Source organism: Micromonospora sp. HB375, from assembly GCF_017872985.1.
Taxonomy (GTDB): Bacteria; Actinomycetota; Actinomycetes; order Mycobacteriales; family Micromonosporaceae; genus Micromonospora; species Micromonospora chalcea.
In genome coordinates this window covers 6,191,184-6,216,869 of sequence record NZ_JAGGJO010000001.1, presented here as the reverse complement: position 1 = coordinate 6,216,869, position 25,686 = coordinate 6,191,184, and the positions used below count along the sequence as shown (strand labels likewise).

Here is a 25,686-nt window from a genome sequence, read left to right as displayed (position 1 = left end):
GAGGTCAGTCGGTGCCCCGCTGACCGGCGCTGTCCCCGGCCGACTCCGCGTCGGGCTGCCCGGCCGTTCCGGCCGCCGCACGACGGTCCAGCACAGCCCGGTTGAGGTGCAGTTCGACCATGTCGTACATGATCTCGCGGGCGGCTGCGTCGTCGCTGGGGATGCGTTCCCCGTCGGCGCGCGTGACCAGGCAGTAGGCGACGTAGTGTCCGCGTACCTGCCAGGCGACCCGGGCCGCGGCCTTCTCCACCACCTCGGTGTCGTCGCCCGCCGCCATGCCACGGAACCGTCCCTGGCGCGCGTCGAGCAGCGGCCGGATGCGGTCGCGTACCCGCTGGGCGGTGGCCACGTCGGTGAGGTTGAACAGACCGGCGGTGATCAGGTGGTCGCCGTCGGGGGAGCGGAGCGTGCCCCGCACGACCTGGTTGCAGCCGAGCCGGACCAGCAGGTCGGCGATCTCGCCGGTGGCCGCGACCTGACACTTCGTACTGGCCTGGGTCTTGAGCACCCGGTACGCCGGCTTTCCGTCGGTGAGCACCAGGTCCTTGGTCGGGAAGACCTCCTTGGCGGTGAGCGTCGCCTGGTCGGTGTCCCGGGAGTCCAGGTCGGTGCCGCCGGCCGGGGTGCTCGACTCGCTCGGCTGCGGGGTCGGCTGGCCGGCGGACGGCGTGGCCGTCCGCTCGTCCAGCAGCGCCGCGACGGCGAGCCCGGTGAGCGAGAGCAGCAGCAGTACGGCGGCGCCACCGACGAGCGCCTGCCAGAACCGGCTGCCGCCGTTGCGGCGGTCGGCGCGCCGGGCCCGGGGCAGTTCGGAGACGTCGCCGGCGCGGGCGGTCGGGTTGGCGGGGATCGGCACCGTCGGCCGGTTCGTCGCCGCCGGTACGGGCGCGGGCATGGGTGGCGCGGGCTGCGGCACCGGGGACGGCTCCCGTGGTGGCGCGGGCCGTCCCGGTGTCGGCGCCGGGGCCGGTGGCGCCGGAGCGGGTGCGCGGGTGTCGTCCGCCACCGCCTGCCCGTCGGGGTCGTCCTGCCCGGCCGCGCCGGCCGGCGGCAGCGCCGGTTGCGGGCGCGGCGGCGGGGGCAGCGACGGCGTGGGGAACCGGGAGCGTGACGGACCCGCGGGCGGCGGCGTCGTGGCTGCGGGCCCGTGCGGGGCCGACCCGGGCTTCGGGTACTCCAGGAAGGCGTCCTCATCGGACTCGTACCGGTACACCATGTGGCATAGAGTAGGACTGATTGTCCCTTTCAGGGGTAATATCGGGAAAATCTGGCGGAGTGGCGTCCGGCTCCGCCTCTGACACCGTTGCCGGAACCGCCCCGGCCCGGTGCGAGAATGCCTGCGTGACCGGCGACCACTACTTCACCGCTGAGCCCTCGGGCCCGGCCCGCCCGCGCGAGGTCGAGTTCACAGTCGCCGGGCGCGACTACACGCTCGGCTCGGCCGGTGGCGTCTTCTCCGCCGACCGGCTCGACCCCGGCACCGCCGTGCTGCTGCGCAAGGCCGACCTGCCGGCCGCCGACGTCACCGGCGCGCTGCTCGACATCGGCTGCGGCTTCGGCCCGATCACCTGCGTCCTCGCCACTGTCGCGCCGGAGGCCACCGTCTGGGCCGTGGACGTCAACGAGCGGGCCCGCGCCCTCACCACCGCCAACGCGGCAAGGGTCGGCGCCGCCGACCGGGTACGCGCCGTCGCGCCCGACGAGCTGCCGGACGACGTCACCTTCACCCAGATCTGGTCCAACCCGCCCATCCACATCGGCAAACCGGAACTGCACGGCCTGCTGCTGCGCTGGCTGCCCCGGCTCGCCCCGGACGGCGTGGCCTGGCTCGTCGTCGCCCGGCACCTCGGCGGCGACTCGCTGCACCGCTGGCTGGTCGAGCAGGGCTGGTCCGTCGAGCGGCACGCCAGCCAGAAGGGCTACCGGGTGCTGCGCGTCACCCGGTAATCCGGTGTCGTCCAGCGGCCCGGCTCGGGCAGGATGCCCGCGTGGGATACGTGGACGTGGCAGCGGTCGGGCACATCCTCCCGGACGGGCGTGAGCTGTTCAGCGACGTCTCGTTCCGGGTCGGTGAGGGTGCCAAGGTGGCGCTGGTCGGCCCGAACGGCGCCGGCAAGACCACGCTGCTGCGGATGGTCGCCGGTGACCTGCCGGTGAAGACCGGCGCGATCGCGCGCTCCGGCGGGCTGGGCGTGATGCGGCAGTTCATCGGCATGATCGGCGACGAGTCCACGCTCGCCGACCTGGCGCTCTCCCTCGCCCCGCCCGCGCTGCGCGACGCCGGGCGGCGGCTCGCCGAGACCGAGGCGGCCATGCGGGCGGCCGAGGTCCGCGGCAAGTACAGCTCCGCCGCCGCCAAGGCCCAGCTCGCGTACGCCGAGGCGCTCGCCGCCTGGGGAGAGACCGGCGGTTACGACGCGGAGGTCCTCTTCGACACCGTCGCCACCATCGTGCTGGACCTGCCGTGGGACAGCGCCCGAGACCGGCCGGTGCGCACGCTCTCCGGCGGCCAGCAGAAACGCTTCGCGCTGGAACTGCTGCTGCGCGGCCCGGACGAGGTGCTGCTGCTCGACGAGCCGGACAACTTCCTCGACGTACCCGGCAAACGCTGGCTGGAGGGGCGGCTGCGCGAGTCGGCCAAGTCCGTGCTGTACGTCTCACACGACCGGGAACTGCTGGCCCAGACCGCCGACCGGGTCGTCGCGGTGGAGGGCGGCAGCGCCTGGGTGCACCCGGGCGGCTTCGCGAGCTGGCACGACGCCCGGGTCGCCCGGCACGCCCGCCTCGACGAGCTGCGCAAACGCTGGGACGAGGAGCACCAGAAGCTGCGCGAGCTGATGCTGATGTACAAGCAGAAGGCCGCGTACAACGACGGGATGGCGTCCCGCTACCAGGCCGCGCAGACCCGGCTGCGCAAGTTCGAGGAGGCCGGGCCGCCGCCCGTACCCCCGAAGGACCAGGACATCCGGATGCGCCTGACCGGCGGGCGGACCGGCAAGCGCGCGGTCATCGCCGAGCAGTTGGAGCTGGACGGCCTGACGTACCCGTTCGACCTGGAACTCTGGTACGGCGACCGGGTCGCGGTGCTCGGCGCGAACGGCACCGGCAAGTCGCACTTCCTGCGCCTGCTGGCCCGCGGCGGCACCGACCCGGAGCCCGGCAACACCCCGGTCGACGGCGCCGCCGCGCTCGCGCCGGTCGCGCACGGCGGCGTGGTCCGGCTCGGCGCGCGGGTGCGGCCCGGGCACTTCTCGCAGACCCACGACCGCCCCGAGCTGATGGCGAAGACGCTGGTCGAGGTGCTGTGGCGCGGCGACGAGCACCGGACCGGCATGGACCGGCACGCGGCCATGGCGGCGCTGTCCCGGTACGAGCTGGCCGGGCAGGGCGACCAGCGGTTCGGCACGCTCTCCGGCGGTCAGCAGGCCCGCTTCCTGGTGCTGCTGCTGGAACTGTCCGGGGCGACGCTGCTGCTGCTCGACGAACCCACCGACAACCTCGACCTGGCCTCGGCCGAGGCGCTGGAGGCCGGGCTGACCGCGTTCGAGGGAACTGTCGTCGCGGTCACCCACGACAGGTGGTTCACCCGTACCTTCGACCGGTTCGTGCTGTTCCGCGGCGACGGTGACGTGGTGGAGACGCCGGAGCCGGTCTGGGACGTGGCCTGAGCCGCTCCCCGGGTGGGCCCCGGGGAGCGGGCATAGGGTGGATCTCGTGAGTGAGATGACCTATCGCCGGCTGGGCGACTCCGGGCTCGTGGTGTCAGTGGTCGGCATCGGCTGCAACAACTTCGGCCGCAAACTCGACCTCGACGGCACCCGGGCGGTGGTCGACGCCGCCCTCGACGCCGGGATCAACTTCTTCGACACCGCCGACATCTACGGCGAGCCGCAGGGCGCCTCCGAGGAACTGCTCGGCCAGGCGCTCAAAGGCCGCCGCGACGACGTGGTGGTGGCCACCAAGTTCGGCATGGACATGCACGGCGCGAACGGGCCGGACCACGACGCCCGGGGCGCCCGCCGCTACATCGCCCGCGCCGTCGAGGCGTCGCTGCGCCGGCTCGGCACCGACCACATCGACCTGTACCAGATGCACGAGCCCGACCCGGGCACCCCGATCGACGAGACGCTCGCCGCGCTCGACGACCTGGTGACCGCCGGCAAGGTGCGCTACCTGGGCAACTCCAACTTCGCCGGCTGGCAGATCGCCGACGCCGACTGGACCGCGTCGTCGCAGGGGCGTACCCGGTTCATCTCCGCGCAGAACCACTACTCGCTGGTGGAACGCGGGGTGGAGGCCGAGGTGATCCCGGCGTGCGAGCGGTTCGGCCTCGGCATGCTGCCGTTCTTCCCGCTGGCCAACGGGCTGCTCACCGGCAAGTACAAGCGCGGCGAAGCACCACCGGCCGGTAGCCGGCTGGCCGGCGGCGGCCGGTACGCCGAGCGGCTGGCCGCCGCGCGCTGGGACGTCATCGAGGCGATCGATGCGTACGCGGCCGAGCGCGGCATCAGCATGCTGCACGTGGCCATCGGCGGCCTGGCGGCCCGTCCCGCGGTGACGTCCGTGATCGCCGGCGCCACCACTCCCGACCAGGTGAAGGCGAACGCCGAAGCCGGCACGTGGCAGCCGTCCGACGAGGACCTGGCCGCCTTGGACGCCATCCTCTGACTGTCCGCGCTCGCGCGCTCGGGCTTGCACGTCGGGCGTGTGCTGGCGCGCTCGGGCTTGCACGCCGGTGCCTGTGCTGGCGCGCTCGGGCCTGCACGTCGGGCGTGTGCTGGCGCGCTCGGGCCTGCACGTCGGGGCGTGTGCTCGTGTGTCGGGTGTGTGCGTCGGGGCGTGTGCTCACCCGTTTGGGCCTGCGCACACCGGGCTGCCCGCGCGCTCAGCTCACCCACGCGTTCGGCTCCGCCCGCACGTGGACTGTGCGCCCTCGGTTGGGGGCGCGCCCGCGCGGCCTGCGCCCCATCAAGGCTCGCCCACGCGTCAGGCACCCATAGCGTGCCACCCACAGGCAGCGCTCACGACGAGTGGAACACCATGGGTGTCATAAGGGCCTTGAGACACCCATGGCGTTCCACTCGGGGCTGGATCTGGCGACGAGTGGAACGCGATGGGTGTTTGCGGGCGGGCCTCTGACGCCCGTAAGTGTCTCGGGCGGCTCGACGGGTGGCGAGCCGGGGACCAACGGGTGGCGGGCGGCGAGCCGGGGGCCCGGTGGGTGGTAGGTGGCGAAATGGGGGCCAGCGGTGACGTGTGGCGGGCCGGGGGCGTAGCGGGGTGAGGCTCGTGGCGGCGGGCACGGATCAGTGGTTCGCCTCGGTGGCACGACGTTCTGCCAAGGCCTGGCGTACCAGGGCCACTGTGGCGTCGGGCCGGCGTAGCACGTCGTCGGCGGTGAAGCGGAGCACGAGCCACCCGGCCGCGCGCAGCGCGTTCAGGCGAGCCACGTCCCGGCGGAAGTGAGCCCGTTCGCGGTGGTGGTCGCGGTCGTACTCGACCGCGATGCGGAGCGCCGGCCAGGCCAGGTCCACCCGGGCCACGAAGCGTCCACCGGCGCGTACCTCGTGCTGGGCGGTGAGCGGGCCGAGGCCGGCGTCGAGCAGGAGCAGCCGCAGGCGAGTCTCCATCGGGGACTCGCTCAACGGCTCGGCCAGCGCCAGCACCTCGCGCAACAGCGGAGCGCCCGGCCAGCCCGGCCGGGCGGCGGCGTAGGCCCGCAGGGCGGGCAGCTTCACGGCCCGGCGACGCAGCAGCGCCTCGACGGCGACCAACGCCTCGGCGAGTGAGCCCTGCCGGCCCAGGTCGAACGCCGTGCGAAGGGGCGTGGTGACCGGCAGCCCGCCGACGAGGGTGCGGTCCCGCTCCGGCAGCGGTGACCGGACCAACCGCAACCGTGGGTGCGGTCGCAGCCGCGCAGCAGTCGGCAACAGTACTGTCACCGGCGCGTCGCGGGGGAGCACGTCCGCGCCGAACAACCACGCGGCGCTGCGCCCTGCCAGCACGACACCCGGCGGCAGGCGCAACGCCACCGCCTCGCACCACATCCGGTGGTCGTCGGCGCGGTACCCGTCCCGGTGCACGTACACGTCCGGCAGCAGGCGGATCCAGGTCTGCCCGCGCAGCATCGTCCAGGTGAGTAGCCCTTCGGAGACGGCACGGCTGCCCCGGAACGGCAGGATCTCCAGGCGGCGCGGAACACGGGCGGGAACGGACACCCAGGCAGCGTGTCGTGACGGGACGGTCACCCGCTGCCCCGATCCGGCGGACGGCTGGTTCCTGGGAAAAACCTCACCCGGGCTTCCGTACGGGCGGGAGGCGTCGTACGGTAGGCCGCAAGTGACCCACGGGAGCCCGGTGCGGACCGGGCTGAGAGGGGGGCTGGGAGCCCCCGACCGTCGAACCTGATCCGGGTAATGCCGGCGCAGGGAGGAGCGTTGCCGTGCTGTCCCTGGGACGACTGCATCTCATCACCGACACCCGGCCGGGGCGTGACCCGCTCGCCGTGTTGCGTGCCGCACTGCCCGTGGCGGGCGCAGACCTCGTCGTGCAGGTGCGCGTGGAGGACGACGCCACCGACCGGGAGGCGTACGAGCTGGCCCGGCTGGTGGTCGACGCCTGCCGGCCGTACGGCGCACAGTGCCTGGTCAACGACCGGCTGCACGTGGCGCTCGCGGTGGACGCCGCCGGTGGCCACGTCGGCGCGGACGACCTGCCGGTGCGTGCCGCGCGCCGGGTGCTCGGCCCGGACGCGGTGCTCGGCGCGACCGCCCGCGAACCGGTGACCGCCCGGGCCGCGGTGGACGCGGGCGCGAGCTACCTGGGCGTGGGCCCGTGCCACGTCACCACCACCAAGTCCGGCCTGCCGGAACCGATCGGCCCCGAGGGGATACGCGCGGTCGCGACGGCGGTGTCGGTGCCGGTGATCGCGATCGGCGGGGTGACCGCCGCGAGCGTGCCGGCGCTGCGGGCCGCCGGGGCGTACGGGGTGGCGGTGGTCGGCGCGCTCAGCGGGGCAGCCGACCCCGCGCACGCCACCGCCGAGCTGCTGCGGGCCCTGACGTGTTAACAGGGGGCCCTTCCTCCACCGGAGGCGTTAACAGGGGGCCCTTCCTTAACGACGTGGCGGTGGTGGGGGGCGGGCCTGTCGGGTGGGCGATCGCGTGGCGGTGCGCGCAGCGTGGACTGCGCGTGGTGGTGCACGACGACCGGCCTGGGTCGGGCGCGTCGTCGGTGGCCGCCGGGATGCTGTCGCCGGTCGCCGAGGCGTACTTCGGTGAGCACGAACTCACCGCGCTGCTCGTCGAGTCCGCCGCCCGCTGGCCCGGTTTCGCGGCCGAGCTGGCCGAGGCGAGCGGCGTCGACATCGGCTACCGCACCGAGGGCACGCTCGTCGTCGGGCTCACTGCCGACGACCTGGCCGAGGCGAGGCGGCTGTGGTCGTACCAGCAGGGCCTGGAACTGCCGATCACGCCGCTGCGTCCCTCGGAGCTGCGCGACCGCGAGCCGGCGTTGGCGCCGCGCGTGCGCGGCGGCGCTGTCGCGCCCGGCGACCACCAGGTCGACCCGCGGCGGCTGGTCGTCGCGCTGCGCACGGCCGCCGAGCGCGCCGGCGTGGAGCTGCGCCCGGCGCGCGTCGGCGCGCTGTCCGAGGTGGACGCGCGGGTCACTGTGGTCGCGGCCGGCTGCGGCGCGGCTGCGCTGACCGGCCTGCCGGTCCGGCCGGTGAAGGGCCAGGTGCTGCGGCTGCGCGCGCCGGGTGGCGGTCCGCCGGGCTTCCGGCACGTGATCCGGGGGTACGCGGACAGCGAGCCGGTCTACCTGGTGCCCCGGGACAGCGGCGAGGTCGTGGTCGGGGCGACGGTCGAGGAGCGCGCGGACACCGCTGTCACCGCCGGTGGCGTGCTGACACTGCTGCGCGCCGCCACGGAGCTGGTGCCGGAACTCGTCGAGTACGAGCTGGTGGAGGCAGTCGCCGGGCTGCGCCCCGGTACGCCGGACAACGCGCCGATCATCGGGCCGCTGCCCGGGCAGCCGGGTGTGCTCGCCGCGACCGGACATCACCGGCACGGCATCGTGCTCACCCCGGTCACCGCCGACCTGGTCACCGAGCTGATCGTCACCGGCGAGCCGGATCCCGCGCTCGCCCCCTTCACCCCGGACCGCTTCGGGAAGGAGCGCACGTGGAACTGATCGTCAACGGCACCGGCCGGACGCTGCCCGAGGGCGTCACCGTCGCCGAGGTGGTCCGCACCGTCACCGACCGGGAGCGCGGGCTCGCCGTGGCGGTGAACGGCGAGGTGGTGCCGCGCGGCGGCTGGTCGGCGAGCGTCCTGCGCGACGGCGACCGGGTCGAGGTGCTCAGCGCCACCCAGGGCGGGTGAGCAGGATGTCCACGCTTGAGATCGGCGGGGTCGGGTTCGGCTCCCGGCTCATCCTGGGCACCGGTGGCGCGGCGAACCTGCACGTGCTGGAGGCGGCGATCCGTGCCTCCGGCACCGAGCTGGTGACGTTGGCGCTGCGCCGGGTGGACACCACACCCGGCGGGTCGGGTGGCCTGCTCGACCTGGTGGAGCGGTGCGGCGTACGGCTGCTGCCGAACACGGCCGGCTGCCGTACCGCTGTGGAGGCGGTGAAGACGGCGCACCTGGCCCGGGAGGCGTTCGACACCGACTGGGTGAAGCTTGAGGTGATCGGCGACGAGCGCACGCTCCTGCCCGACGGGGTGGAGCTGCTGCGCGCCGCCGAGGAGCTGGTCGCGGACGGGTTCACCGTGCTGCCGTACACGTCGGACGATCCGGTGCTCGCGCGGCGGCTGGCCGACGTGGGCTGCGCGGCGGTGATGCCGGCCGGGTCGCCGATCGGCTCCGGGCTGGGCATCGGCAACCCGCACCACATCCGGCTGATCCGACAGGCGGTCGACGTGCCGGTGGTGCTCGACGCGGGCATCGGCACCGCCTCCGACGCCGCCCTCGCCATGGAGCTGGGCTGCGACGCGGTGCTGCTCGCCAGCGCCGTGACCCGGGCCGCCGACCCGGTCGCGATGGCCACGGCGATGCGCCAGGCGGTCGAGGCCGGCCGCCTGGCGTACGGCGCCGGCCGCATCACCCGCCGCTTCCACGCCCTGCCGTCCACCCCCGACGAGGGACGGCCCGACCTGTGACCGCCTCACGCGTAGCGGATCTTGGTACGGAGGCGCCCCCCGAGGGGCGGCCGCGTACCAAGATCCAGGGCGGGCCGAGCGGGGTCGTGCTGCTGACCGATCGGCGGGTGGCCCGGGGGGCGCTCGTCGACGTGGTGGCGGCTGCCGTGGGTGGGGGAGTGCGGTGGGTGGTGCTGCGGGAAAAGGACCTGCCGCGCGCCGAACGCCTCGCGCTCGCCGTCGACCTGCGCGCGATCCTCGCCGACGCGGGCGGCACGCTCGTCGTCGCCGGACCCGACCCGCTCGACGGGGACGCGGTGCACCTACCGGCTGCCGGCCCGTACCCGCCGCCCGCCGTCGGCCTGGTCGGCCGCTCCTGCCACGACACCGCCGAGCTGGCCCGCCTCACCACCGAGCACTACGCCACCCTGTCCCCGCTCTACGAGACAAAGACAAAACCCGGCTACGGCCCTGTGTTGGGACCGGGCGGATTGAGCGAGCTGATCGCGGTCAGCCCCGTGCCCGTCCTCGCGCTGGGCGGCATCGAGAACCCGGACCAGGTCCACGCATGCGTCGAGGCGGGCGCCGCCGGAGTAGCCGTGCTGGGCGCGATCATGCGCGCGGACGACCCGAGAGAAACCGCCACCACGCTGGGCAGAGCCTTCCAGGAGGCAGCAACCCGTCTGGCACGCACCCACCCGGCAGGCCCAAGCGGAGGCCCCCACGCGACAGGGCTGCGGCCGACCGTGCCCACGGAGGGATCAAGCCTGACCGCCCGGAGTGGGCACGGTCGGCCGCAGCCCCGAACCGCAACCACTGTCGGCCGCAGCCGTCAAACCACCGGAGAAGACCAGTGACGCCGAAAACAGTTCTCAGCATCGCCGGATCCGACTCCGGAGCAGGCGCCGGCATCCAGGCCGACCTCAAGACGTTCGCCGCGCTCGGCGCGTACGGCACGAGCGTGCTCACCGCTGTCACCGCGCAGAGCACCAGGGGCGTGGACGCCGTCCTGCCGCTGCCCCCGCAGACGGTGCGCGACCAGATGGACAGCGTGCTCGGCGACTTCGACGTGCGCGCTGTGAAGACAGGGATGCTCGGCACCCCGGCGGTCGCCGACGCGGTGGCCGAGGCGGCCCGGGCCGGGCGGCTGCCGCACCTGGTCGTCGACCCGGTGCTGGTCGCCACCAGTGGGCACCGGCTCGGCGTGGTGGAGGCGGTCGAGCGGCTCCTGCCGTACGCGGAAGTGGCGACGCCGAACTGCGCGGAGGCCGCGGCCCTCACCGGAGGCCCGGTGGGCACGGTCGAGGAAATGGTGGCGGCGGCCGAGGCGCTGGCGGCGCGCGGACCGGCGTTCGTGGTGGTGACCGGCGGTGACGTGGACGCCGACGGCGAGTCGGTGGACGTGCTGTCGGGCGGCGGAACCACTCGGCTGCTGCGCGCGCCCCGGGTGGACACCCGGCACAACCACGGCACCGGCTGTTCGTTCTCGGCCGCCGTCGCGGTCCGGCTCGCCGCGGGTGACGCGGTGCCGGTCGCGGTGGCGGCCGCCAAGGAGTACGTCACCCGCGCGCTGACCGGCGCGCGGACCTGGGAGCTGGGCGCGGGACGCGGCCCGCTGGACCACTTCGGCTGGTCCGCATGAGCGACAGGGAGGCTGTCATGCAGGCACGTCGCAAGGTGTACGTGGAAGGGTCACGCCCGGACATCCGGGTGCCGTTCGCCGAGGTGCCGCTGACCGGGGACAACCCACCGGTACGGCTCTACGACACCTCCGGTCCCGGCTCCGACCCGGAGGTGGGGCTGCCCGCGCTGCGCGGGCCGTGGATCGCCGAGCGCGGCGACGTCGCCCCGGTACGCGGCGCCGGTACGCCGCTGGCCGGAACCCGTCCGACTCAGCTCGCGTACGCGCGGGCCGGGATCGTCACGCCGGAGATGGAGTTCGTGGCGATCCGGGAGTCGGTGTCGCCGGAGTTCGTGCGGGACGAGATCGCGGCCGGTCGGGCCGTGCTGCCGCTGAACGTGAACCACCCGGAGTGCGAGCCGGCGATCATCGGCAAGGCGTTCCTGGTGAAGGTCAACGCGAACATCGGCACCTCGGCTGTCACCTCGTCGGTGGCCGAGGAGGTGGAGAAGCTGACCTGGGCCACGCGGTGGGGCGCGGACACCGTGATGGACCTGTCCACCGGCAAGCGTATTCACGAGACGCGCGAGGCGATCGTGCGGAACGCGCCGGTGCCGATCGGCACGGTGCCGGTCTACCAGGCGCTGGAGAAGGTCGGCGGTGACCCGGTGAAGCTGAGCTGGGAGGTGTTCCGCGAGACCGTCATCGAGCAGGCGGAGCAGGGCGTCGACTACATGACCGTGCACGCCGGGGTGCTGCTGCCGTACGTGCCGCTGGCCGTGAACCGGGTGACCGGCATCGTCTCCCGGGGCGGCTCGATCATGGCCGCCTGGTGCCTGGCGCACCACGAGGAGAACTTCCTCTACACCAACTTCCGGGAGCTGTGTTCGCTGCTCGCGAAGTACGACGTGACGTTCTCCCTCGGTGACGGGCTGCGCCCCGGTTCCATCGCGGACGCCAACGACGAGGCGCAGTTCGCCGAGCTGCGCACGCTCGGCGAACTGACGAAGATCGCCTGGGAGCACGACGTCCAGGTGATGATCGAGGGCCCCGGGCACGTGCCGATGCACAAGATCAAGGAGAACGTGGACCTCCAGCAGGAGTGGTGCCACGAGGCGCCGTTCTACACGCTCGGGCCGCTGACCACCGACATCGCGCCCGCGTACGACCACATCACCTCGGCGATCGGCGCGGCGATGATCGGCATGTTCGGCACCGCCATGCTCTGCTACGTCACCCCGAAGGAGCACCTCGGGCTGCCCGACCGCGACGACGTGAAGGCGGGCGTGATCGCGTACAAGATCGCCGCGCACGCGGCCGACCTGGCCAAGGGGCACCCCGGCGCGCAGGCGTGGGACGACGCGCTCTCCAAGGCCCGGTTCGAGTTCCGCTGGGAAGACCAGTTCAACCTGGCGCTCGACCCGGAGACCGCACGGGCGTACCACGACGCGACGCTGCCCGCCGAGCCCGCCAAGACCGCGCACTTCTGCTCGATGTGCGGCCCGAAGTTCTGCTCCATGAAGATCACGCAGGAGTTGAAGGAGTACGCCGCGCGGGGCATGCGCGACAAGTCGGAGGAGTTCGTCGCCGGCGGGTCACGGGTCTATCTGCCACTGGCGTGACCGGAGCCGGGGCGGGCCTGGTGTCCCGGCCCGCCCCGGTGCTCGTTCAGTCGCGGTGGTGCCGCCCGGTACGCAGCGAGCGGGCGTCGTCGGCGTTGTCGTCCGAGGCGAGACCGGCGACCCAGTCCACGTACTCGTCGTCGGCCGCGGTGGTCGGCTCGGCCGTACGCTCGGCCGGCTCCGGCTCATCCTTGGCCCGGTTGCGCCGGAACAGGCCGCGCCGGGCCTTCGACTTCCCGGCGGGCGCGTCGGCGTCGTCCGGTCCGGAGTGCCGCCCGCGCCGGGAGTCCGCCTCCGTCTCCGTGGCCTCCGACGGCGCGGCACCCGCCTCGCCCGGTACGGCAGTCGCCGCCTCGGGCCGGGCGAGCGGCATCCCCGCCTCCGGCCGGGCGAGCGGCCCCGCCGGGCGGGCGTTCGTGGCGAGCGCGTCCCAACCGGTGCTCGCACCCGGCTCGGGCAGACCACGGTGCCGGGGACGCGGCGCCGGCTCGCCCGGGGCGACCGCGTCCGCGGCGTCCCGGGCCGGCGTGTCCGGTTCGGCGGTCGCGCGGTGCGGCCGGCCCGCCGGGGTGATCGGCCAGGCCGGGCGCACCTCGCCGGGCTGCCCGGTCACGTCCTCGAACATCGCGAACCGCGGCCGGGTCGACGGGGCGGGCGCCGGGTCGTCGAAGAAGAAGTCGCGTCCGGTACGCCCGGTCGGCGCCACCACGTTCGAGTCGGTGCTCGTGTCGTCCCGGTCCGGGTTCGTGGCCTGGGGGGTCGGCTCGGCGTCGGCTCCCCCGCTCGGCGCAGCTTCGGTTCGGCCGCCCGGTGTCGTCGGCGCGGTCTCAGCCGGGCCGGGGGAGGCCGGACCGGTGGCGCGCGGCGCCTTCGGAGTGCGGGTACGCCGGGGGCGTGCGGCGCGGCCGGCCGCGCCGGTGTCTCCGGGGGCTTCGGCCGGTGGCGCGGCGGGGGTGTCACTGCCCGCGTCGGCCGTGACCGGCCCGGCGAGGGCGCCGCTGTCCGTACGCGGGCCGGGAACGTGGCTGTCGGCGGTGGCCGGTGATGCGTCCTTCGCGGTGGTGCCCGCGCCGGCGCTGGGAGTGGTGACGTCTCCGGGGCGGGGTGCTGTGCCGTCGGCGGATGACACCGGCCCGTCGGTAGTCCCGCTGGACCGGCCCGCGCGGGTGCGGCGCGGCCGGGTCACCCGTGGCGTGGTCGTCGCCGCTTCCGGCGCCGGTGCGGCATCGTCGGTGCCGGTGCCGGTGGCGGTCTCGCTGTCGGCCGGAATGCCGGTGGCCTGCCCGGACGCTCGATCGGCGGCTTCGGAACCGGCGGCCGGGTCGGGAGCGGCCGGACGGTCCGTGGTGGCCGCCTCGCCGGTGCTGTCCGCGTGGCCCGTGCCCGTGCCCGGACCCGTGCCCGTGCCCGTGCCCGGACCCGCGACCGTGTCGGGGCGGCCCGCGGCGAGGACGTCGATGGCCGAGGTCCGGCGCCCCGGGGGCAGCAGACCCGGCATGGGCTGGCCGTGGCTCGTGTCGGCGACGGCCGGGCGCTCACCCGCCGGCCGTTCCGCAGCGGTCGGCAGATCGGCGGCGGGCAGATCCGCGAGGGCCGGCCGGCCGGCGGCGGGAAGATCGGTACCGGCCGGAGCCGTCGCCGTGGCCGAGCCGCCGGGCTCCGGCCAGTTCCAGTGCGCGGGCGCGGCGGCGCCGCTCGTCACCGGCGGCGCGGGCGGGGCGGCCGGGACGCCCGGAGCGGCCGAGTGCGGCAGCGGCGCGAGGAGTTCGGTGGCCTCGACCGCGTCGGGATCGCCGTCGGCGGTGACCGGCCGGGGCAGCATCGTGGTGGCGGTCGAGCCGAGCGCACCGGCGACGACAGCGATCAGCGCGCCGTAGTAGGGCGCGATCTGGTACCTGTCGGTCGCCGCGCCCGGGCCGGCAGTCAGATAGGCGAACGCGACGAGCACCGGACCGGCCGCGCCGGCCGCGCCACCGACCAGCGGCGGCCATCCGGCGCGGCGTGCCAGCACGCCGACCGCGCCACCGGCGAGCAGGGCCAGCGTGGGCAGCAGCAGCATGGACAGGCGCTGCGCGGCCGCCGGGTCCAGCCAGGACGGTTCGAGGACGCCGAGCCGGACGGATGCCAGCGGGCGGTCCGAGACGATGGTGGGCGCGACGGACAGCAGCGCCAGCAGCCAGACGATCCCGGCGGTGATCGCCACACCCCAGCCGAACGGCGGCTTCAGCAGTACGGCGATCGCCGCGCCCGCGCCGACCACCGCGCCGAGCGCGGCGCAGACACCGGCGGCCCAGACCGGGTCGACGGATCCGGCCAGCTCGGCCGCGCGGGCCGGTTGCATGCACAGCGGGGCGACCACCGTCGCGCCCAGCGCGCTGACGCCCGCGATGGAGAGCAGTTCGGTGGTGCCGCCGGGGAGGTCGTCGCGGCGGGCGAAGCGCTCGGTGAGGACGGCTCCGGCGACCGTGGCGACCACGGCGAACCAGCCCACCCAGACGAGCTGGGCGGGCCACCTGTTCACCGAGGCGTCGACGAACGCGCCGTCGAGGCGGACGACTCCGAAGCCGTACGCGATGCCCAACTGGCCGGCCCCGGCCAGTACGCTCACTCCGAGCGCCGTGAGCAGCAGCCTGCCCCACGTCCGAAAGGCCATGTCCGGCACGTTACGGCCCGGTGCCCCCGATCGCCACCTTGCCGCCGCGCGGCGCGGCGAACCTGCCGGCGTGGCTACTTCAGCTCGACCAGGCGGGCGAGGTAGGTGGTGTCGCCGACGTTGGTCAGCATGTGCACCGCGCCCGGATCCCGGTAGACGACGCCGCCGGTCGGCTCGTCGGCGTCGATGGTGGTGCCGTCGATCGTCTGCACCACGTTCTTCGCGCCCTGGACCGCCACCACCAGGTACGGGTGGTCGTGGCGGTGCAGCGGCTGCCGCTCACCCGGCTCCAGCCGGATGTGCCAGACCCGTACCCGGTCGTTCTCGTACACGATCTCCTGGCCCACCGGGCCGAGTTCGAGGTCGGCGGAGAGTTCGGTCATCGTGGTCCGTCCAGTCGGGGGAGCACCTCGGCGGCGATGAGCTCCACGTGGTCGAGGTCGTCGAAGTCGATCAGGCGCAGGTGCACCCGGGTGGCCCCGATCGCGGCGAACTCGCCGATCCGGTCCACGAGCTGGGCGGGGGAGCCGACCACCGGGTCCTCCGGCGGCAGCGCGCTCGTGACGTGCAGCGGGGCGGCCCGGCGCTGCGCCTCGGCGTCGGTGCGCCCGATCGCCACGACGATGCCGGCGGAGAGCGTCAGCGGGGCCCGGCCGGAGGCGTCCCGGCCGGTGCGGTCGCACGCCTCCCGGACCCGGTCGTACGCGGTGGCGGTCTCGGCCACGCTCTTGAACGGCATGTTGAACTCGTCGGCGTAGCGGGCGGCCAGCTCGGGGGTGCGCTTCGGTCCACGGCCGCCGACGATCACCGGCGGGCCGGGCTGCTGCACCGGTTTGGGCAGCGTCGGCGCGTCGACCAGGCGGTAGTGCTCGCCGGTGAAGCTGTACGTCTCGTCGGCCGGGGTGCGCCACAGCCCGGTGACGATCTCCAGCTGCTCGGCGAGCCGGTCGAAGCGTTCGCTGACCGGCGGGAACGGGATGCCGAACGCGGTGTGCTCGCGCTCGTACCAGCCGGCGCCGATGCCCAGCTCGACCCGGCCGCCGCTCATCCGGTCGACCTGGGCGACCATGACGGCGAGCGGCCCGGGGAGCCGGAACGTGGCGGACGTGACGAGCGTGCCGAGCCGGATCCGGGAGGTCTCCCGGGCCAGCGCGGCGAGCGTCAGCCAGGCGTCGGTGGGGCCGGGCAGCGCCGGCTCGTCCCCCATCGCCCGGTAGTGGTCGGCCCGGAAGAAGCCCTCGAAGCCGGTCTCCTCGACCAGCCGGGCGAACCGGAGCTGGTCGTCGTAGTCCGCTCCGCGGTGGGGTTCGGTGAAGACCGAGACCCGCATGGTCACCGTCCTCCCACGGGTACGCCGGGGGCGTCCCGCTCCATCAGCAGTTCGTGCAGCTCGGCGCTGATCCGCGCGACGTCGGCCAGGTGTTCGTGCCGGCCGAGCGTGCGGGGCCGGGGGACGTTCACCTCGACCACCTCGCGGATCCGGCCGGGGCGCGGGCTGAGCACGACGACCCGGTCGGCGAGCAGCACCGCCTCGTCGATCGAGTGGGTGACGAAGACGATCGTGGCCTTCGTCTCCATGTGCACCCGCTGGAGTTCGCCGGAAAGTTCCTCGCGGGTGAGCGCGTCGAGCGCGGAGAACGGCTCGTCCATGAGCATCACCCGGGGTGAGCCGATGAGCGACCGGCAGAGCGAGACGCGCTGCTGCATGCCACCGGACAGCTCGTGCGGGAGCCGCTTCTCGAAGCCGCCCAGCCCGGCCATCTCCAGCAGCTGGCGGGCGCGGTCGCGGTGCTCGGCCCGGCGCCAGCCGAAGATCTCCACCGGCAGCAGCACGTTGTCCAGCACCGTGCGCCAGGGCAGCAGGGCCGGCCGCTGGAACAGCATGGCCACGTCGCGGCGGGGCTTCGTGATCGGCGTACCGGCCACGGTGATCTCGCCGCCGCTGACCGGGAGCAGGCCGGCGATCATGCGCAGGAGCGTGGACTTGCCACAGCCGGACCGGCCGAGTACGGCGACGAACTCGCCTTCGGCGACGTCGAGGTCGATGCCGCGCAGCGCCTCCACCTGCCCGGATCGGCCGTCGAAGGTGCGGGACACCCCGGACAGTCGGATCATCTTCCGCCGGCTCCCTTCCACGTCGTCCGAATGCGAGCCGGGCTAGCGTAGCGGACGGTGCTTATAGCACTGTCCGGGGTGGACGTCAGTCCGCTTTCCGTCACGCAACTTCGTTTCCGTTCCGCAACCGGGACGGAGGGGGCACGCCATCCGCCTTCTCGTACGCTGTTGCGCGCGAAGAGTCCCCTCACGACGGTCCAGTCGGCCCAACCCTCCTGCCGGCCCCGTCGGACCCACGACCCGACCGGCGAGAAAGTCCTGGTCGGAAAGGACATGGTGCACTGATGAGAAGGCTGACCCGTACGGTCGCCGCCGCGGCTCTGGCTACCGCCCTCGCCCTCGTGGGCGGCTGCAGCAGCGACTCGGACAAGTCCGAGAGCGGCGGCGGAAACGGCGGCGCGCTGGAAAAGGTGACGTACCTCACCTCGTTCGGCAACTTCGGCCGTGACTCCTACGCCTGGGTGGCGAAGGACAAGGGCTTCTTCAAGGAGGCCGGTTTCGACGTCGACATCAAGCCCGGCCAGGGCACCGGCTCCGTCATCCAGACCATCACCGGCGGGCAGGCCCAGTTCGGCCCGATCGACCTGACCGGTGGCATCCTCCAGCTCGGCAACGGCCTGGCGAAGGACTTCGTGGCGGTGGCCGCGATCCAGCAGCGCACCATGGCCGCGATCGTCACGGTCGAGGGCAAGAACATCGCCACCCCGAAGGACCTCGAGGGCAAGAAGCTCGCGGACACCCCCTCCTCCGTCGTGCGCAACCTCTTCCCCACGTACGCGCGGCTCGCCGGCATCGACGGCAGCAAGGTGACCTGGGTCAACGGTGAGGCGCAGAGCCTGATGCCGATGCTCGGCTCCGGCTCGGTGGACGGCATCGGCCAGTTCGTCGTCGGCCAGCCGACGGTGGAGACGGTGACCAAGAAGAAGCCGGTCATCCTGCCGTACAGCAACGTGATGCAGGACCTCTACGGCAACGCGCTGATCACTTCCACGAAGCTCGCCAAGGAGAAGCCGGAGATGGTGAAGAAGTTCACCGCCGCGCTGCTCAAGGGCCTGGAGTACTCGCTGGCGAACCCGGACGAGGCCGCCGAGATCCTGAAGAAGAACGTGCCGGCCGCCGTCCCGGCCGCGGCCTCCGCCGAGCTTCAGCTGATGGCCGCGTACGTCCGGTCGAGCAACTCCGGCACCGCGATCGGCACGCTGGACAGCGGCCGGGTGGCCAAGAGCATCGCCCTGCTGAAGGGCGCGGGCGCGCTCAAGCAGGACCTCACCCCGGACCAGATCATCGACTTCGACCTCGCGCCGAAGGCCTGACCGGTCCGCTCGGGCCAACGGGGGTGCGCCCCGCCGGACACCCGGCGGGGCGCACCCCCTTCCCGTGCCGGTCGCATCGACCGGCGCAGAGAGGAGGACACGTTGACACAGTTGACCGAGGCCCGGCCGGAGGTGCCACAGCCGCGCCCGGCGGTCCGGCGCGGGTTCGCCGTACGTCCGGCCGCGGTCGGGCTGCCGGCGCTCGGCCTGGTGATCGCGGTGGCCGGCTGGTGGCTGGTCACCTCGGGGCTGAACCTGGTGCACCCGGCCGCGCTGCCGCCGCCGCAGGCGGTGGGGGAGTCCCTCGCGAACGCCACCGACGTGCTGCTGCCCGCGTTGGGCATCACCACCTGGATGACAGTGCTCGGCTTCCTGCTCTCGTCGGCCGCCGGGGTGCTGATCGGGATGGCGCTGGCCGCGTCCCGCCGGGTCGAGCGGATGTTCGCGCCGTTGCTGGTGGCCGTGAACGCGGTCCCGAAGATCGCGTTCGGGCCGCTGCTGGTGGTGGCCGTCGGCTGGGGTCAGAAACCCATTCTGACCATGGTGTTCCTGCTCTGCTTCTTCCCGATCGTGCTCTCCACCGCCACCGGCCTGACCACCACGCCGGCGGACCTGGCGGAGCTGAGCCGGTCGCTGAACGCCTCGTGGTGGCAGTCGTTCCGCAAGGTGCGCTTCCCGTCCGCGCTGCCGCAGATCTTCGTCGGGCTCAAGGTGGCCATGCCGCTGGCCGCGATCGGCGCGGTGATCGGCGAGTTCTACTCGGACCGTCCCGGTCTGGGCTACCAGATCCTGCAGTACAACGGCGTCGGCGACACCGCCACCGCCTGGGCGGCGATCGTGCTGGTGGCCCTGATGAGCATCGCGCTCTACGCCGCCCTCAGCCTCGTCGAGCGCCTGGCCCTGCCCTGGGTGAAGGCCACCACCTCAGCCCGCTGACCACAACCAGGTAACCCGACGTCGGCCGAGAACCCAGAAGTAGACCTCAACCCACGGATGGCGGCCGACCACGACAGGCGTGGCCCCACCGCAACCGGCGCAGGGATCAAGCCTGACCGCCCGGAGCCGGTTGCGGTGGGGCCACGCCCCAACAGTGACTAACCGGCGAGCCGCCAGCGACCACCACGCGCCACGAGCGTCGTCAACGCCTGCGGCATCAACCCGGAGTGGTTGTCCGGCGTCATCCGGATCGGCCCGGACAGCCCGTCCAGCTGCGAGGTCTCCAGCACGTCGCGCAGCGCGTCCCGGTCGACAGTGCCCGGTTCGCCACCGGCGCGCTGCTCGGCGTCGACGATCAGCTGGACCGCGTCGGCCGCGAACGAGGAGAAGCCGTTGTAGCCGCCGAAGCGGGCGGTGTACTCCTGGAACCACTGCCGGCGCGCCGCCTTGGCCGGTGTGGTGGCGATCACGTCGTCGATCACCATGGTCTGCGTGAAGATCAGCGTGGCCTCTTCGGTGGAGCGGGCCGACGGGCCCAGGAAGAGGTCGCCGGCGGCCGCGGCGTCGAAGAACAGCGAGCCGCGGAACTTGCTCTGCCGGGCCGTGGTCGCGGCCAGCGTCGCCTGCTCCGGCGTGGTCCAGAGGATCAGGGCCTGCGGCTTGGCGGCGATCAATTCGTTGACCTGCGTGCCGACCTCGGTGTCGGTGAGCCGCACCGATTCGTTGCCGACCAGCCGCACCGTGGTCTTTTCCAGTTCCCGGCGCAGCGCGGTGAGCCCTTCCTGGCCGTAACCGTCGGCGCTGTGCAGCAGCGCGACCTTGCGGATGTCGCGCCGGTCCAGTTCGGTGGCGAGCGCGGCGGCGCTGTCGGCGGCGTTCGGGGCGAGCCTGAAGACATATCGCCGTTCGCCCACCGGTTCGGTGACCGCGCTCGAGGAGGCCAGTGCGATCGTCGGAATGCGCTTCTCGCCGATGGTGCGGGCCGCGCCCACCGCGCATTCGTTGCAGCCGCCCATGATGACGGCGCTCACCCGTGAGTCGCCGCTGAAATCATTGATGTTCCGCAAGGACTCCGCAGCGTCGGAGCGGTTGTCCTTGACCCGCAGATCGATCTTCCGGCCGCCCAGCGCGCCGGACGAGTTCAACTGCTCGACCTTCAGTTCCAGCGCCCGCTGGTACACCTTGCCAACCGGCGCGGACGCGCCGGAGAGTTCCAGGTCGGCGGCGATGACGATGGGGCTGGTGTCCTGCGGTTCCCCGCCGATCCCGCAGCCGGTGAGCGTGGTGGCCAGCACGGCCGATGCGAGCGCCGCGATGCTCGCGGAGCGGATGGGGCTCAACTCAGTCCTCCAGGTGCGGCGCGGGCCGACGCCCGATCACCGCCGCTAGTCCGTCCTCAGTGGAGGAACGGGATTGGTGTGCCGTACGGTGTGCGCGAAGCCTGCAAAACCTTGCCAATGCCGGGGCCTGTGGTCAAGCCGGGATCTCGAGTGCTGTTTCGGGACAGCCATCCCACATGCTGGGGACACGGAACATTAACTGACAATTACTGCACAGAAGCGTGTGACCACTCTGGAGTGACATCCCCTGATCAGGGGGTTGGAGAAAAGAAGGTATTAGGTGATCGGATCACGGGTTGCGCCGACCCCGACCGTTTCCTGCCTCCCTGCGGCTTCCCAAACACGATCTCGTCTGATGAAATCGCGGCCGTGCCGCGCGTGGCGCTGGCCGCTGCACCAGGCACGGGTCAGTGGGTCGCGCGTGGAAGAAACGACGGAGGCGATGTCGTGAGCACCGGACCTACGACCCTGCCCGGGAGCCCCAACGCCGAACAGCGGAACCGGCGACGGCGCCTGCCGAGGCTGCGCGACGCGCGGATCCGCTCGAAACTCGCCCTCATCCTGGTCGTTCCGGTCGCGGCTGTCATCGCACTGGCAACTATCCGACTCGTCTCGGTGGGGCAGGGCGCGTACGAGGCGGACCGGGTCCGGTCGCTGACGGCCGTGTCGGTCGACATCTCGGCGCTCACCCAGGACCTCCACAAGGAGCGGATGGCCGCGGCGGTCTTCCTGGCCAAGCCGGACGAGAAGCCGGACGCGTACAACCTGCGGGTGCGCCAGACCGACGAGCGGATCGCGGCGTACCAGGAGGAGCGGCGCCGCCTCGGCGACGTGCCGGGCGCTGTGAGCAGCCAGCTCAAGGTCATCGACGCCCACCTGTCCACGCTGAACGGCACGCGCCAGGAGGTGCTGGACCGGTCGCAGATGCCGGTGGCCGAGGCCAGCCTGCGCTACGGCATCGTCCTGGACGACCTGGTCGCGTACAGCGACGCGCTGGCCCAGCAGCCGGGCGCGGAGAGCCTGGCCGATGCCCGCCGCGCGGTGGCCGCGTTCGCCCACGCCAAGGCCGAGGTGGCCGAGGAGCAGGCGGTCGCCTTCACCGCGCTCGGCGCCGGCCGGATCGACGAGGAGCAGTTCTCCTCCTTCGTGGCCACCCTGACCGGTCAGCAGGAGGCGCTGCTCACGTTCTCCCGGTCCGCGACGCCGGCCCAGCGGGCCCTGGTGGACCGCACCGTGTCCGGTGACGCGGTCCAGCTCGCCGACCGGGTCGCCGCCGACCTGTCCCGCTCGGTCGGGCGTCCCGCGCTCGTCACCCGCCAGGAGGCGTCCGACGCCATCGGCGCGGTCGACGAGCTGATGCGGTGGGCGGAGATCCAGCTCCTGGACGACCTGCTCGCCGACGCCGACGAGGTACGCGCCGACGTGATCCAGCAGGCGGTCGTGGAGGGCCTGCTGGTGCTGATCACGCTGGCCGTCGCGGTGACGCTCGCCGTGGTGCTCGCCCGGTCGCTGAACGACTCGCTGCGCCGGCTGCGTGAGGGCGCGCTCGCGGTGGCGAACCACGACCTGCCGGACGCGGTGAGCCGGCTGCAGAACGTCAACGCCATCGGCGACGGCGGCGTGGACGAGATCGTCCAGCAGGTCCGGGACCCGATCAAGCTGACCAACCGCGACGAGGTCGGCCAGGTGGCCGTCGCCTTCAACGTGGTCCACCGGGAGGCGGTGCGGGTGGCGGCCGAGCAGGCCGCGCTGCGCACGAGCGTCTCGGCGATGTTCCTCAACCTGGCCCGCCGCTCGCAGAGCCTGGTCGACCGCATGATCGGCGAGCTGGACGCGATCGAGCGGTCCGAGGAGGACCCGAAGCGTCTCGCGCAGCTGTTCGAGCTGGACCACCTGGCCACCCGGATGCGCCGCAACGACGAGAACCTGCTGGTGCTCGCCGGCGCCGACTCGGCGGTGCCGCGTCGCGACGACGCGCTCCTGGTCGACGTGCTGCGCGCCGCGCAGTCCGAGGTGGAGCTCTACAACCGGATCGAGTTCGGCACGGTCGACACCGACATCTCGGTGGCCGCCCACGCCGTCAACGACGTCGTCCGGCTGGTCGCCGAGCTGCTCGACAACGCCACCCGGTTCTCGCCGCCGAACACCTCGGTGGTGGCCGACGGCCGCCGGATCCGCGACTACGTGCTGATCCAGATCGAGGACCGGGGGCTCGGCCTCAGCGACGAACAGCTCGACTCGCTCAACCGGCGCCTGGCCGCGCCGCCGACCGTCGACGTGGCAGCGTTCCGGCTGATGGGTCTGGCCGTGGTGAGCCGGCTTGCCTCCCGGTACGGGATCCGGGTCGAGCTGCGCCGCAACGTCGAGGGCGGCACTGTCGCCCAGGTCACGCTGCCGAACTCGACAGTGGTGCTGCCGGCCAACCGTGGTCAGGCCCCGCTGACCCGGCCGCGCCAGCCGCTGGCCGTCGAGCAGTCGCCGCTGAGCCAGGTCGGCGTCGCCGACGCGCTTGCCGGCGCCGGCCGGGGCGCCGCCACCGCGACGCTCGCCGACGGGTGGCGCGGGGCGACCACCGCCCCGCCCGCCAGGTGGCAGGCGCCCGCCGAGGCGCGGGACACCACTCCCGCCGTACAGCTGGGCGGGGCGACCGGCACGTTGCCGGCGGTCCCGGCGCCTCCGGCAACGCCGGCCCCGGTTTCCGGGGCGGGCTGGTCGGCCGGCGGGCCGACGGTGGCGTACCCGGCGCTGGACCCGCTGCCCAAGCGGTCGCCGGGCGTCGAGGCCGCCCAGCCGGTCGCACCTCCGGCCTACCAGCCGCTCGCCGCGGCGCCGGCGGTGGAGACCACCCCGGCGACGCCCGTGGTGGCCCGTCCCGAGCAGCGGGCCGAGGCCCCGATATTCCGGGAGATGGAGGCGGTCTGGTTCCGTTCGCACGGAGAGGACGAGACCACGATCTTCACTCGGCCCACCTTCGACGAGCCGCCCGCGCCGGCCCAGCCGGCCGTGCCGCCGCCCGCGGCGTCGGCTCGCCCGCCCCTGCCCACCCGTACCCCGGGCGCCCAGGCGTCGGGGCTGAGCACGCCGGCCGCGTACCACGCACCGGCCGTGCCGTCCGCGTCACCCGCGGACGCCGCCCCGTCGTCGCCCGCCGTCGCGTCGCCGCCCACGGCTGCCGCGGCACCGCCACCGGCCGCCCCGGCGCCGCCACCCGCCGCCGAGCCCGCACCCGCCATCGACCCGAGCGCCTGGCGTACGGCGGCCGACGAGGGCTGGACGCGGGCCAGCCGGGCCGCGGAGCCCACCACCGGCGGCACCACCCGTTCCGGCCTGCCCAAGCGGGTGCCGCAGGCCCAGCTCGTGCCTGGTGGGATAGAGCCGAAGAGCGGCCGGGACCGCAGCCGGCGCACGCCGGACGAGGTCCGGGGGCTGCTCTCCGCCTACCACCGTGGCGTCCAGCGGGGCCGTACGGCCGGCGCCGACCTGAACAGCACCTCGACCAAGGAGACGAACCGATGAACAGGCCGGCGGCCATGCAGGACATGGGTTGGCTTCTCACCAACTTCGCCGACAGCGTGGCGGGCATCGCCCACGTGGTGGCGGTCTCCGCGGACGGGCTGCTGCTCGCCTCCTCCCGGGATCTGCCGGGGGACCGGGCCGACCAGCTTGCCGCGATCACCTCCGGCGTGGTGAGCCTGACCGAGGGCGCGGCGCGCATGTTCAGCGCCGGCGGGGTGCTGCAGACCGTGATCGAGATGGACAGCGGCTACCTGTTCCTGATGTCCATCAGCGACGGCTCGTCGATGGCCGTGCTCGCGGCGCGCAGCTGCGACGTGGGCCAGGTCGGCTACGAGATGGCGTTGCTCGTGGAACGGGTCGGGCAGGCGCTGGTCCCGCTGCCGAGGGACGCCGTCCGGTCCTGACCGGGCCCGCCGACATGAGCCGGAGCCGCTGCGCTCCGTACGAGGGGAGGTGATCGCGAGATGGAACCGCGACGTGATCCGCGTGGCGCGCTGGTGCGACCGTACGCGGTCACCCGGGGCCGCACCGAGCCGTTGCAGAACATCGCGCTCGAGGCGGTGCTGTCCAGCACGCCCACGCAGTCGGCCGAGGCGCGGTTCGCCGGGCACGACAAGTACCGCATCTCCTCGGTCTGTGAAGGCCGGGCACAGTCGCTGGCGGAAATCGCCGCTTACACCCGGATGCCGCTGGGCGTCACCCGGGTGCTGGTCGCCGACATGGTGGCCGAGGGCCTGCTGACGCTACACACTGCCGCTCCCGCGACGGGTTTCGCGGCGCGGATGAACCTGCTTGGAAGGGTGCTAAGTGGACTTCGCGAACTATGACCCCGACGGGGTGAACCGCGGCCGGGAGATCATCTCCGCGAAGATCGTGGTCGCGGGCGGCTTCGGCGTGGGCAAGACCACGCTGGTCGGTGCGATCTCCGAGATCCAGCCGCTGACCACCGAGGCGCTGATGACCGCGGCCGGCGTGGGCATCGACGACCCGTCGAAGGTGCCGGGCAAGGAGACCACCACGGTCGCCATGGACTTCGGCCGTATCACCATGGCCGAGGACCTGATCCTCTACCTGTTCGGCACCCCGGGCCAGACCCGTTTCTGGTTCATGTGGGACGAGATCATCCGGGGCGCGGTGGGCGCGGCGGTGCTCGTGGACACCCGGCGGATCACCGACGCGTTCGCGCCGCTGGACTACTTCGAGAACCGCAAGCTGCCGTACGTCGTGGCGTTGAACCGCTTCGACGACGCGCCGCACTACGAGATGGAGGAGATCCGGGAGGCGCTCGCCATCTCCCCGGACGTGCCGATGGTCCTGTGCGACGCCCGTCGGCGCGACTCGGTCAAGCAGGTGCTGGTGACAGTGGTCGAGCACGCGATGCTCCGCCTCCAGGCCGAGCACGGCTACCCGGCCTCGGTGGGCTGACCG

General features: G+C 73.4%; 23 protein-coding genes and 1 riboswitch. Of the genes, 16 read left to right on the top strand and 7 right to left on the bottom strand.

The window, feature by feature from the left end; translation table 11 throughout:
* Nucleotides 1–4 precede the first annotated feature (4 nt).
* Nucleotides 5–1,216 (bottom strand): hypothetical protein, encoded by a 1,212-nt coding sequence (locus J3R08_RS27510; RefSeq protein WP_233514722.1) that lies wholly within the window; start codon nt 1,214–1,216, stop codon nt 5–7.
* A 125-nt stretch (nt 1,217–1,341) separates the two neighbouring features.
* Here J3R08_RS27510 and J3R08_RS27505 point away from each other — a divergent pair, with 125 nt between their 5' ends.
* Genes J3R08_RS27505 through J3R08_RS27495 form a run of 3 tightly spaced genes read left to right on the top strand, consistent with a single transcriptional unit; the run spans nt 1,342 to nt 4,668 of the window.
* Nucleotides 1,342–1,947 (top strand): class I SAM-dependent methyltransferase, encoded by a 606-nt coding sequence (locus tag J3R08_RS27505; protein ID WP_064446615.1) that lies wholly within the window; start codon nt 1,342–1,344, stop codon nt 1,945–1,947.
* A 41-nt stretch (nt 1,948–1,988) separates the two neighbouring features.
* Entirely contained in the window at nt 1,989–3,668 is a 1,680-nt protein-coding gene (locus tag J3R08_RS27500; protein WP_043328251.1) for an ABC-F family ATP-binding cassette domain-containing protein, read from the top strand.
* A gap of 37 nt (nt 3,669–3,705) precedes the next feature.
* Entirely contained in the window at nt 3,706–4,668 is a 963-nt protein-coding gene (locus tag J3R08_RS27495) for an aldo/keto reductase (protein WP_176722774.1), read from the top strand.
* Nucleotides 4,669–5,306: 638 nt separating this feature from the next.
* Here the strand turns inward: J3R08_RS27495 and J3R08_RS27490 are convergent.
* Nucleotides 5,307–6,218, bottom strand: a complete 912-nt coding sequence (locus tag J3R08_RS27490; RefSeq protein ID WP_209963267.1) for a DUF559 domain-containing protein — start codon at nt 6,216–6,218, stop codon at nt 5,307–5,309.
* Nucleotides 6,219–6,336: 118 nt separating this feature from the next.
* Nucleotides 6,337–6,448: riboswitch (TPP riboswitch) on the top strand.
* Here J3R08_RS27490 and thiE point away from each other — a divergent pair.
* The 7 genes from thiE (at nt 6,443) to thiC (ending at nt 12,385) form a co-directional block, all read left to right on the top strand.
* Nucleotides 6,443–7,069 carry a thiamine phosphate synthase gene (thiE, locus tag J3R08_RS27485; RefSeq protein WP_209963264.1) on the top strand — a complete coding sequence of 209 codons (627 nt, stop codon included), beginning with the start codon at nt 6,443–6,445 and terminating at the stop codon, nt 7,067–7,069. Its footprint overlaps the riboswitch before it by 6 nt.
* The gene (gene thiO / locus J3R08_RS27480; protein WP_209963261.1) at nt 7,063–8,193 is read left to right on the top strand and encodes a glycine oxidase ThiO; all 1,131 of its coding nucleotides are present in this window, start codon (nt 7,063–7,065) and stop codon (nt 8,191–8,193) included. The genes thiE and thiO overlap by 7 nt, the downstream gene beginning before the upstream one ends.
* Nucleotides 8,184–8,384, top strand: coding sequence for a sulfur carrier protein ThiS (gene thiS, locus J3R08_RS27475; protein ID WP_013288601.1), 201 nt, complete (start codon nt 8,184–8,186; stop codon nt 8,382–8,384). Before thiO ends, thiS begins: the two co-directional genes overlap by 10 nt.
* A gap of 5 nt (nt 8,385–8,389) precedes the next feature.
* Complete coding sequence (locus J3R08_RS27470) at nt 8,390–9,163, top strand: thiazole synthase (protein ID WP_166456958.1); 774 nt, start codon at nt 8,390–8,392, stop codon at nt 9,161–9,163.
* A 62-nt stretch (nt 9,164–9,225) separates the two neighbouring features.
* On the top strand, nt 9,226–9,999 hold the full coding sequence (locus J3R08_RS27465) for a thiamine phosphate synthase (RefSeq protein ID WP_209964462.1): 774 nt from the start codon (nt 9,226–9,228) through the stop codon (nt 9,997–9,999).
* Nucleotides 9,996–10,784, top strand: coding sequence for a bifunctional hydroxymethylpyrimidine kinase/phosphomethylpyrimidine kinase (gene thiD / locus J3R08_RS27460; RefSeq protein ID WP_209963258.1), 789 nt, complete (start codon nt 9,996–9,998; stop codon nt 10,782–10,784). The genes J3R08_RS27465 and thiD overlap by 4 nt, the downstream gene beginning before the upstream one ends.
* A gap of 17 nt (nt 10,785–10,801) precedes the next feature.
* On the top strand, nt 10,802–12,385 hold the full coding sequence (gene thiC, locus J3R08_RS27455) for a phosphomethylpyrimidine synthase ThiC (protein WP_209963256.1): 1,584 nt from the start codon (nt 10,802–10,804) through the stop codon (nt 12,383–12,385).
* 46 nt (nt 12,386–12,431) lie between these two features.
* On the opposite strand, the gene J3R08_RS27450 is transcribed toward thiC, so the two are convergent.
* The 4 genes from J3R08_RS27450 to J3R08_RS27435 all read right to left on the bottom strand — a co-directional run bounded on the left by J3R08_RS27450 (nt 12,432) and on the right by J3R08_RS27435 (nt 17,153).
* Nucleotides 12,432–15,038: a hypothetical protein gene (locus tag J3R08_RS27450; protein ID WP_209963253.1), complete on the bottom strand. Its 2,607-nt coding sequence runs from the start codon at nt 15,036–15,038 to the stop codon at nt 12,432–12,434.
* A 74-nt stretch (nt 15,039–15,112) separates the two neighbouring features.
* Nucleotides 15,113–15,421: a cupin gene (locus tag J3R08_RS27445; protein ID WP_069087953.1), complete on the bottom strand. Its 309-nt coding sequence runs from the start codon at nt 15,419–15,421 to the stop codon at nt 15,113–15,115.
* Nucleotides 15,418–16,368, bottom strand: a complete 951-nt coding sequence (locus J3R08_RS27440; RefSeq protein ID WP_113974776.1) for an LLM class F420-dependent oxidoreductase — start codon at nt 16,366–16,368, stop codon at nt 15,418–15,420. The genes J3R08_RS27445 and J3R08_RS27440 overlap by 4 nt, the downstream gene beginning before the upstream one ends.
* Before the next feature lie 2 nt (nt 16,369–16,370).
* Complete coding sequence (locus J3R08_RS27435; RefSeq protein ID WP_064446604.1) at nt 16,371–17,153, bottom strand: ABC transporter ATP-binding protein; 783 nt, start codon at nt 17,151–17,153, stop codon at nt 16,371–16,373.
* A gap of 284 nt (nt 17,154–17,437) precedes the next feature.
* Between J3R08_RS27435 and J3R08_RS27430 the strand changes: the two genes are divergently transcribed.
* Together J3R08_RS27430 and J3R08_RS27425 are read left to right on the top strand one after the other, a co-directional pair.
* On the top strand, nt 17,438–18,466 hold the full coding sequence (locus J3R08_RS27430) for an ABC transporter substrate-binding protein (protein ID WP_043328275.1): 1,029 nt from the start codon (nt 17,438–17,440) through the stop codon (nt 18,464–18,466).
* A gap of 132 nt (nt 18,467–18,598) precedes the next feature.
* Nucleotides 18,599–19,402 (top strand): ABC transporter permease, encoded by an 804-nt coding sequence (locus J3R08_RS27425; protein ID WP_280841742.1) that lies wholly within the window; start codon nt 18,599–18,601, stop codon nt 19,400–19,402.
* A 158-nt stretch (nt 19,403–19,560) separates the two neighbouring features.
* Here J3R08_RS27425 and J3R08_RS27420 read toward each other — a convergent pair whose 3' ends face one another.
* A complete protein-coding gene (locus J3R08_RS27420; protein WP_043328278.1) occupies nt 19,561–20,742 on the bottom strand; it encodes an ABC transporter substrate-binding protein in 1,182 nt (393 codons plus the stop codon).
* Nucleotides 20,743–21,189: 447 nt separating this feature from the next.
* On the opposite strand from J3R08_RS27420, the gene J3R08_RS27415 reads away from it, so the two are divergent.
* The 4 genes from J3R08_RS27415 to J3R08_RS27400 are packed head-to-tail and all read left to right on the top strand — an operon-like array spanning nt 21,190 to nt 25,683.
* Nucleotides 21,190–24,258 (top strand): nitrate- and nitrite sensing domain-containing protein, encoded by a 3,069-nt coding sequence (locus J3R08_RS27415; protein ID WP_064446601.1) that lies wholly within the window; start codon nt 21,190–21,192, stop codon nt 24,256–24,258.
* Nucleotides 24,255–24,662 (top strand): roadblock/LC7 domain-containing protein, encoded by a 408-nt coding sequence (locus tag J3R08_RS27410; RefSeq protein WP_013288588.1) that lies wholly within the window; start codon nt 24,255–24,257, stop codon nt 24,660–24,662. Before J3R08_RS27415 ends, J3R08_RS27410 begins: the two co-directional genes overlap by 4 nt.
* 60 nt (nt 24,663–24,722) lie before the next feature.
* Nucleotides 24,723–25,085 carry a DUF742 domain-containing protein gene (locus J3R08_RS27405; protein WP_030501578.1) on the top strand — a complete coding sequence of 121 codons (363 nt, stop codon included), beginning with the start codon at nt 24,723–24,725 and terminating at the stop codon, nt 25,083–25,085.
* Complete coding sequence (locus J3R08_RS27400) at nt 25,066–25,683, top strand: ATP/GTP-binding protein (RefSeq protein WP_030501577.1); 618 nt, start codon at nt 25,066–25,068, stop codon at nt 25,681–25,683. Before J3R08_RS27405 ends, J3R08_RS27400 begins: the two co-directional genes overlap by 20 nt.
* Nucleotides 25,684–25,686 lie beyond the last annotated feature (3 nt).

Excerpts from the sequence above, each read along its gene's own strand:
- J3R08_RS27510 (WP_233514722.1), bottom strand. The coding sequence starts at position 1,216 with ATGGTGTACCGGTACGAGTCCGATGAGGACGCCTTCCTGGAGTACCCG.
- J3R08_RS27470 (WP_166456958.1), top strand. The coding sequence starts at position 8,390 with ATGTCCACGCTTGAGATCGGCGGGGTCGGGTTCGGCTCCCGGCTCATC.
- thiC (WP_209963256.1), top strand. The coding sequence starts at position 10,802 with ATGCAGGCACGTCGCAAGGTGTACGTGGAAGGGTCACGCCCGGACATC.
- J3R08_RS27450 (WP_209963253.1), bottom strand. The coding sequence starts at position 15,038 with ATGGCCTTTCGGACGTGGGGCAGGCTGCTGCTCACGGCGCTCGGAGTG.
- J3R08_RS27445 (WP_069087953.1), bottom strand. The coding sequence starts at position 15,421 with ATGACCGAACTCTCCGCCGACCTCGAACTCGGCCCGGTGGGCCAGGAG.
- J3R08_RS27440 (WP_113974776.1), bottom strand. The coding sequence starts at position 16,368 with ATGCGGGTCTCGGTCTTCACCGAACCCCACCGCGGAGCGGACTACGAC.
- J3R08_RS27435 (WP_064446604.1), bottom strand. The coding sequence starts at position 17,153 with ATGATCCGACTGTCCGGGGTGTCCCGCACCTTCGACGGCCGATCCGGG.
- J3R08_RS27430 (WP_043328275.1), top strand. The coding sequence starts at position 17,438 with ATGAGAAGGCTGACCCGTACGGTCGCCGCCGCGGCTCTGGCTACCGCC.
- J3R08_RS27410 (WP_013288588.1), top strand. The coding sequence starts at position 24,255 with ATGAACAGGCCGGCGGCCATGCAGGACATGGGTTGGCTTCTCACCAAC.
- J3R08_RS27405 (WP_030501578.1), top strand. The coding sequence starts at position 24,723 with ATGGAACCGCGACGTGATCCGCGTGGCGCGCTGGTGCGACCGTACGCG.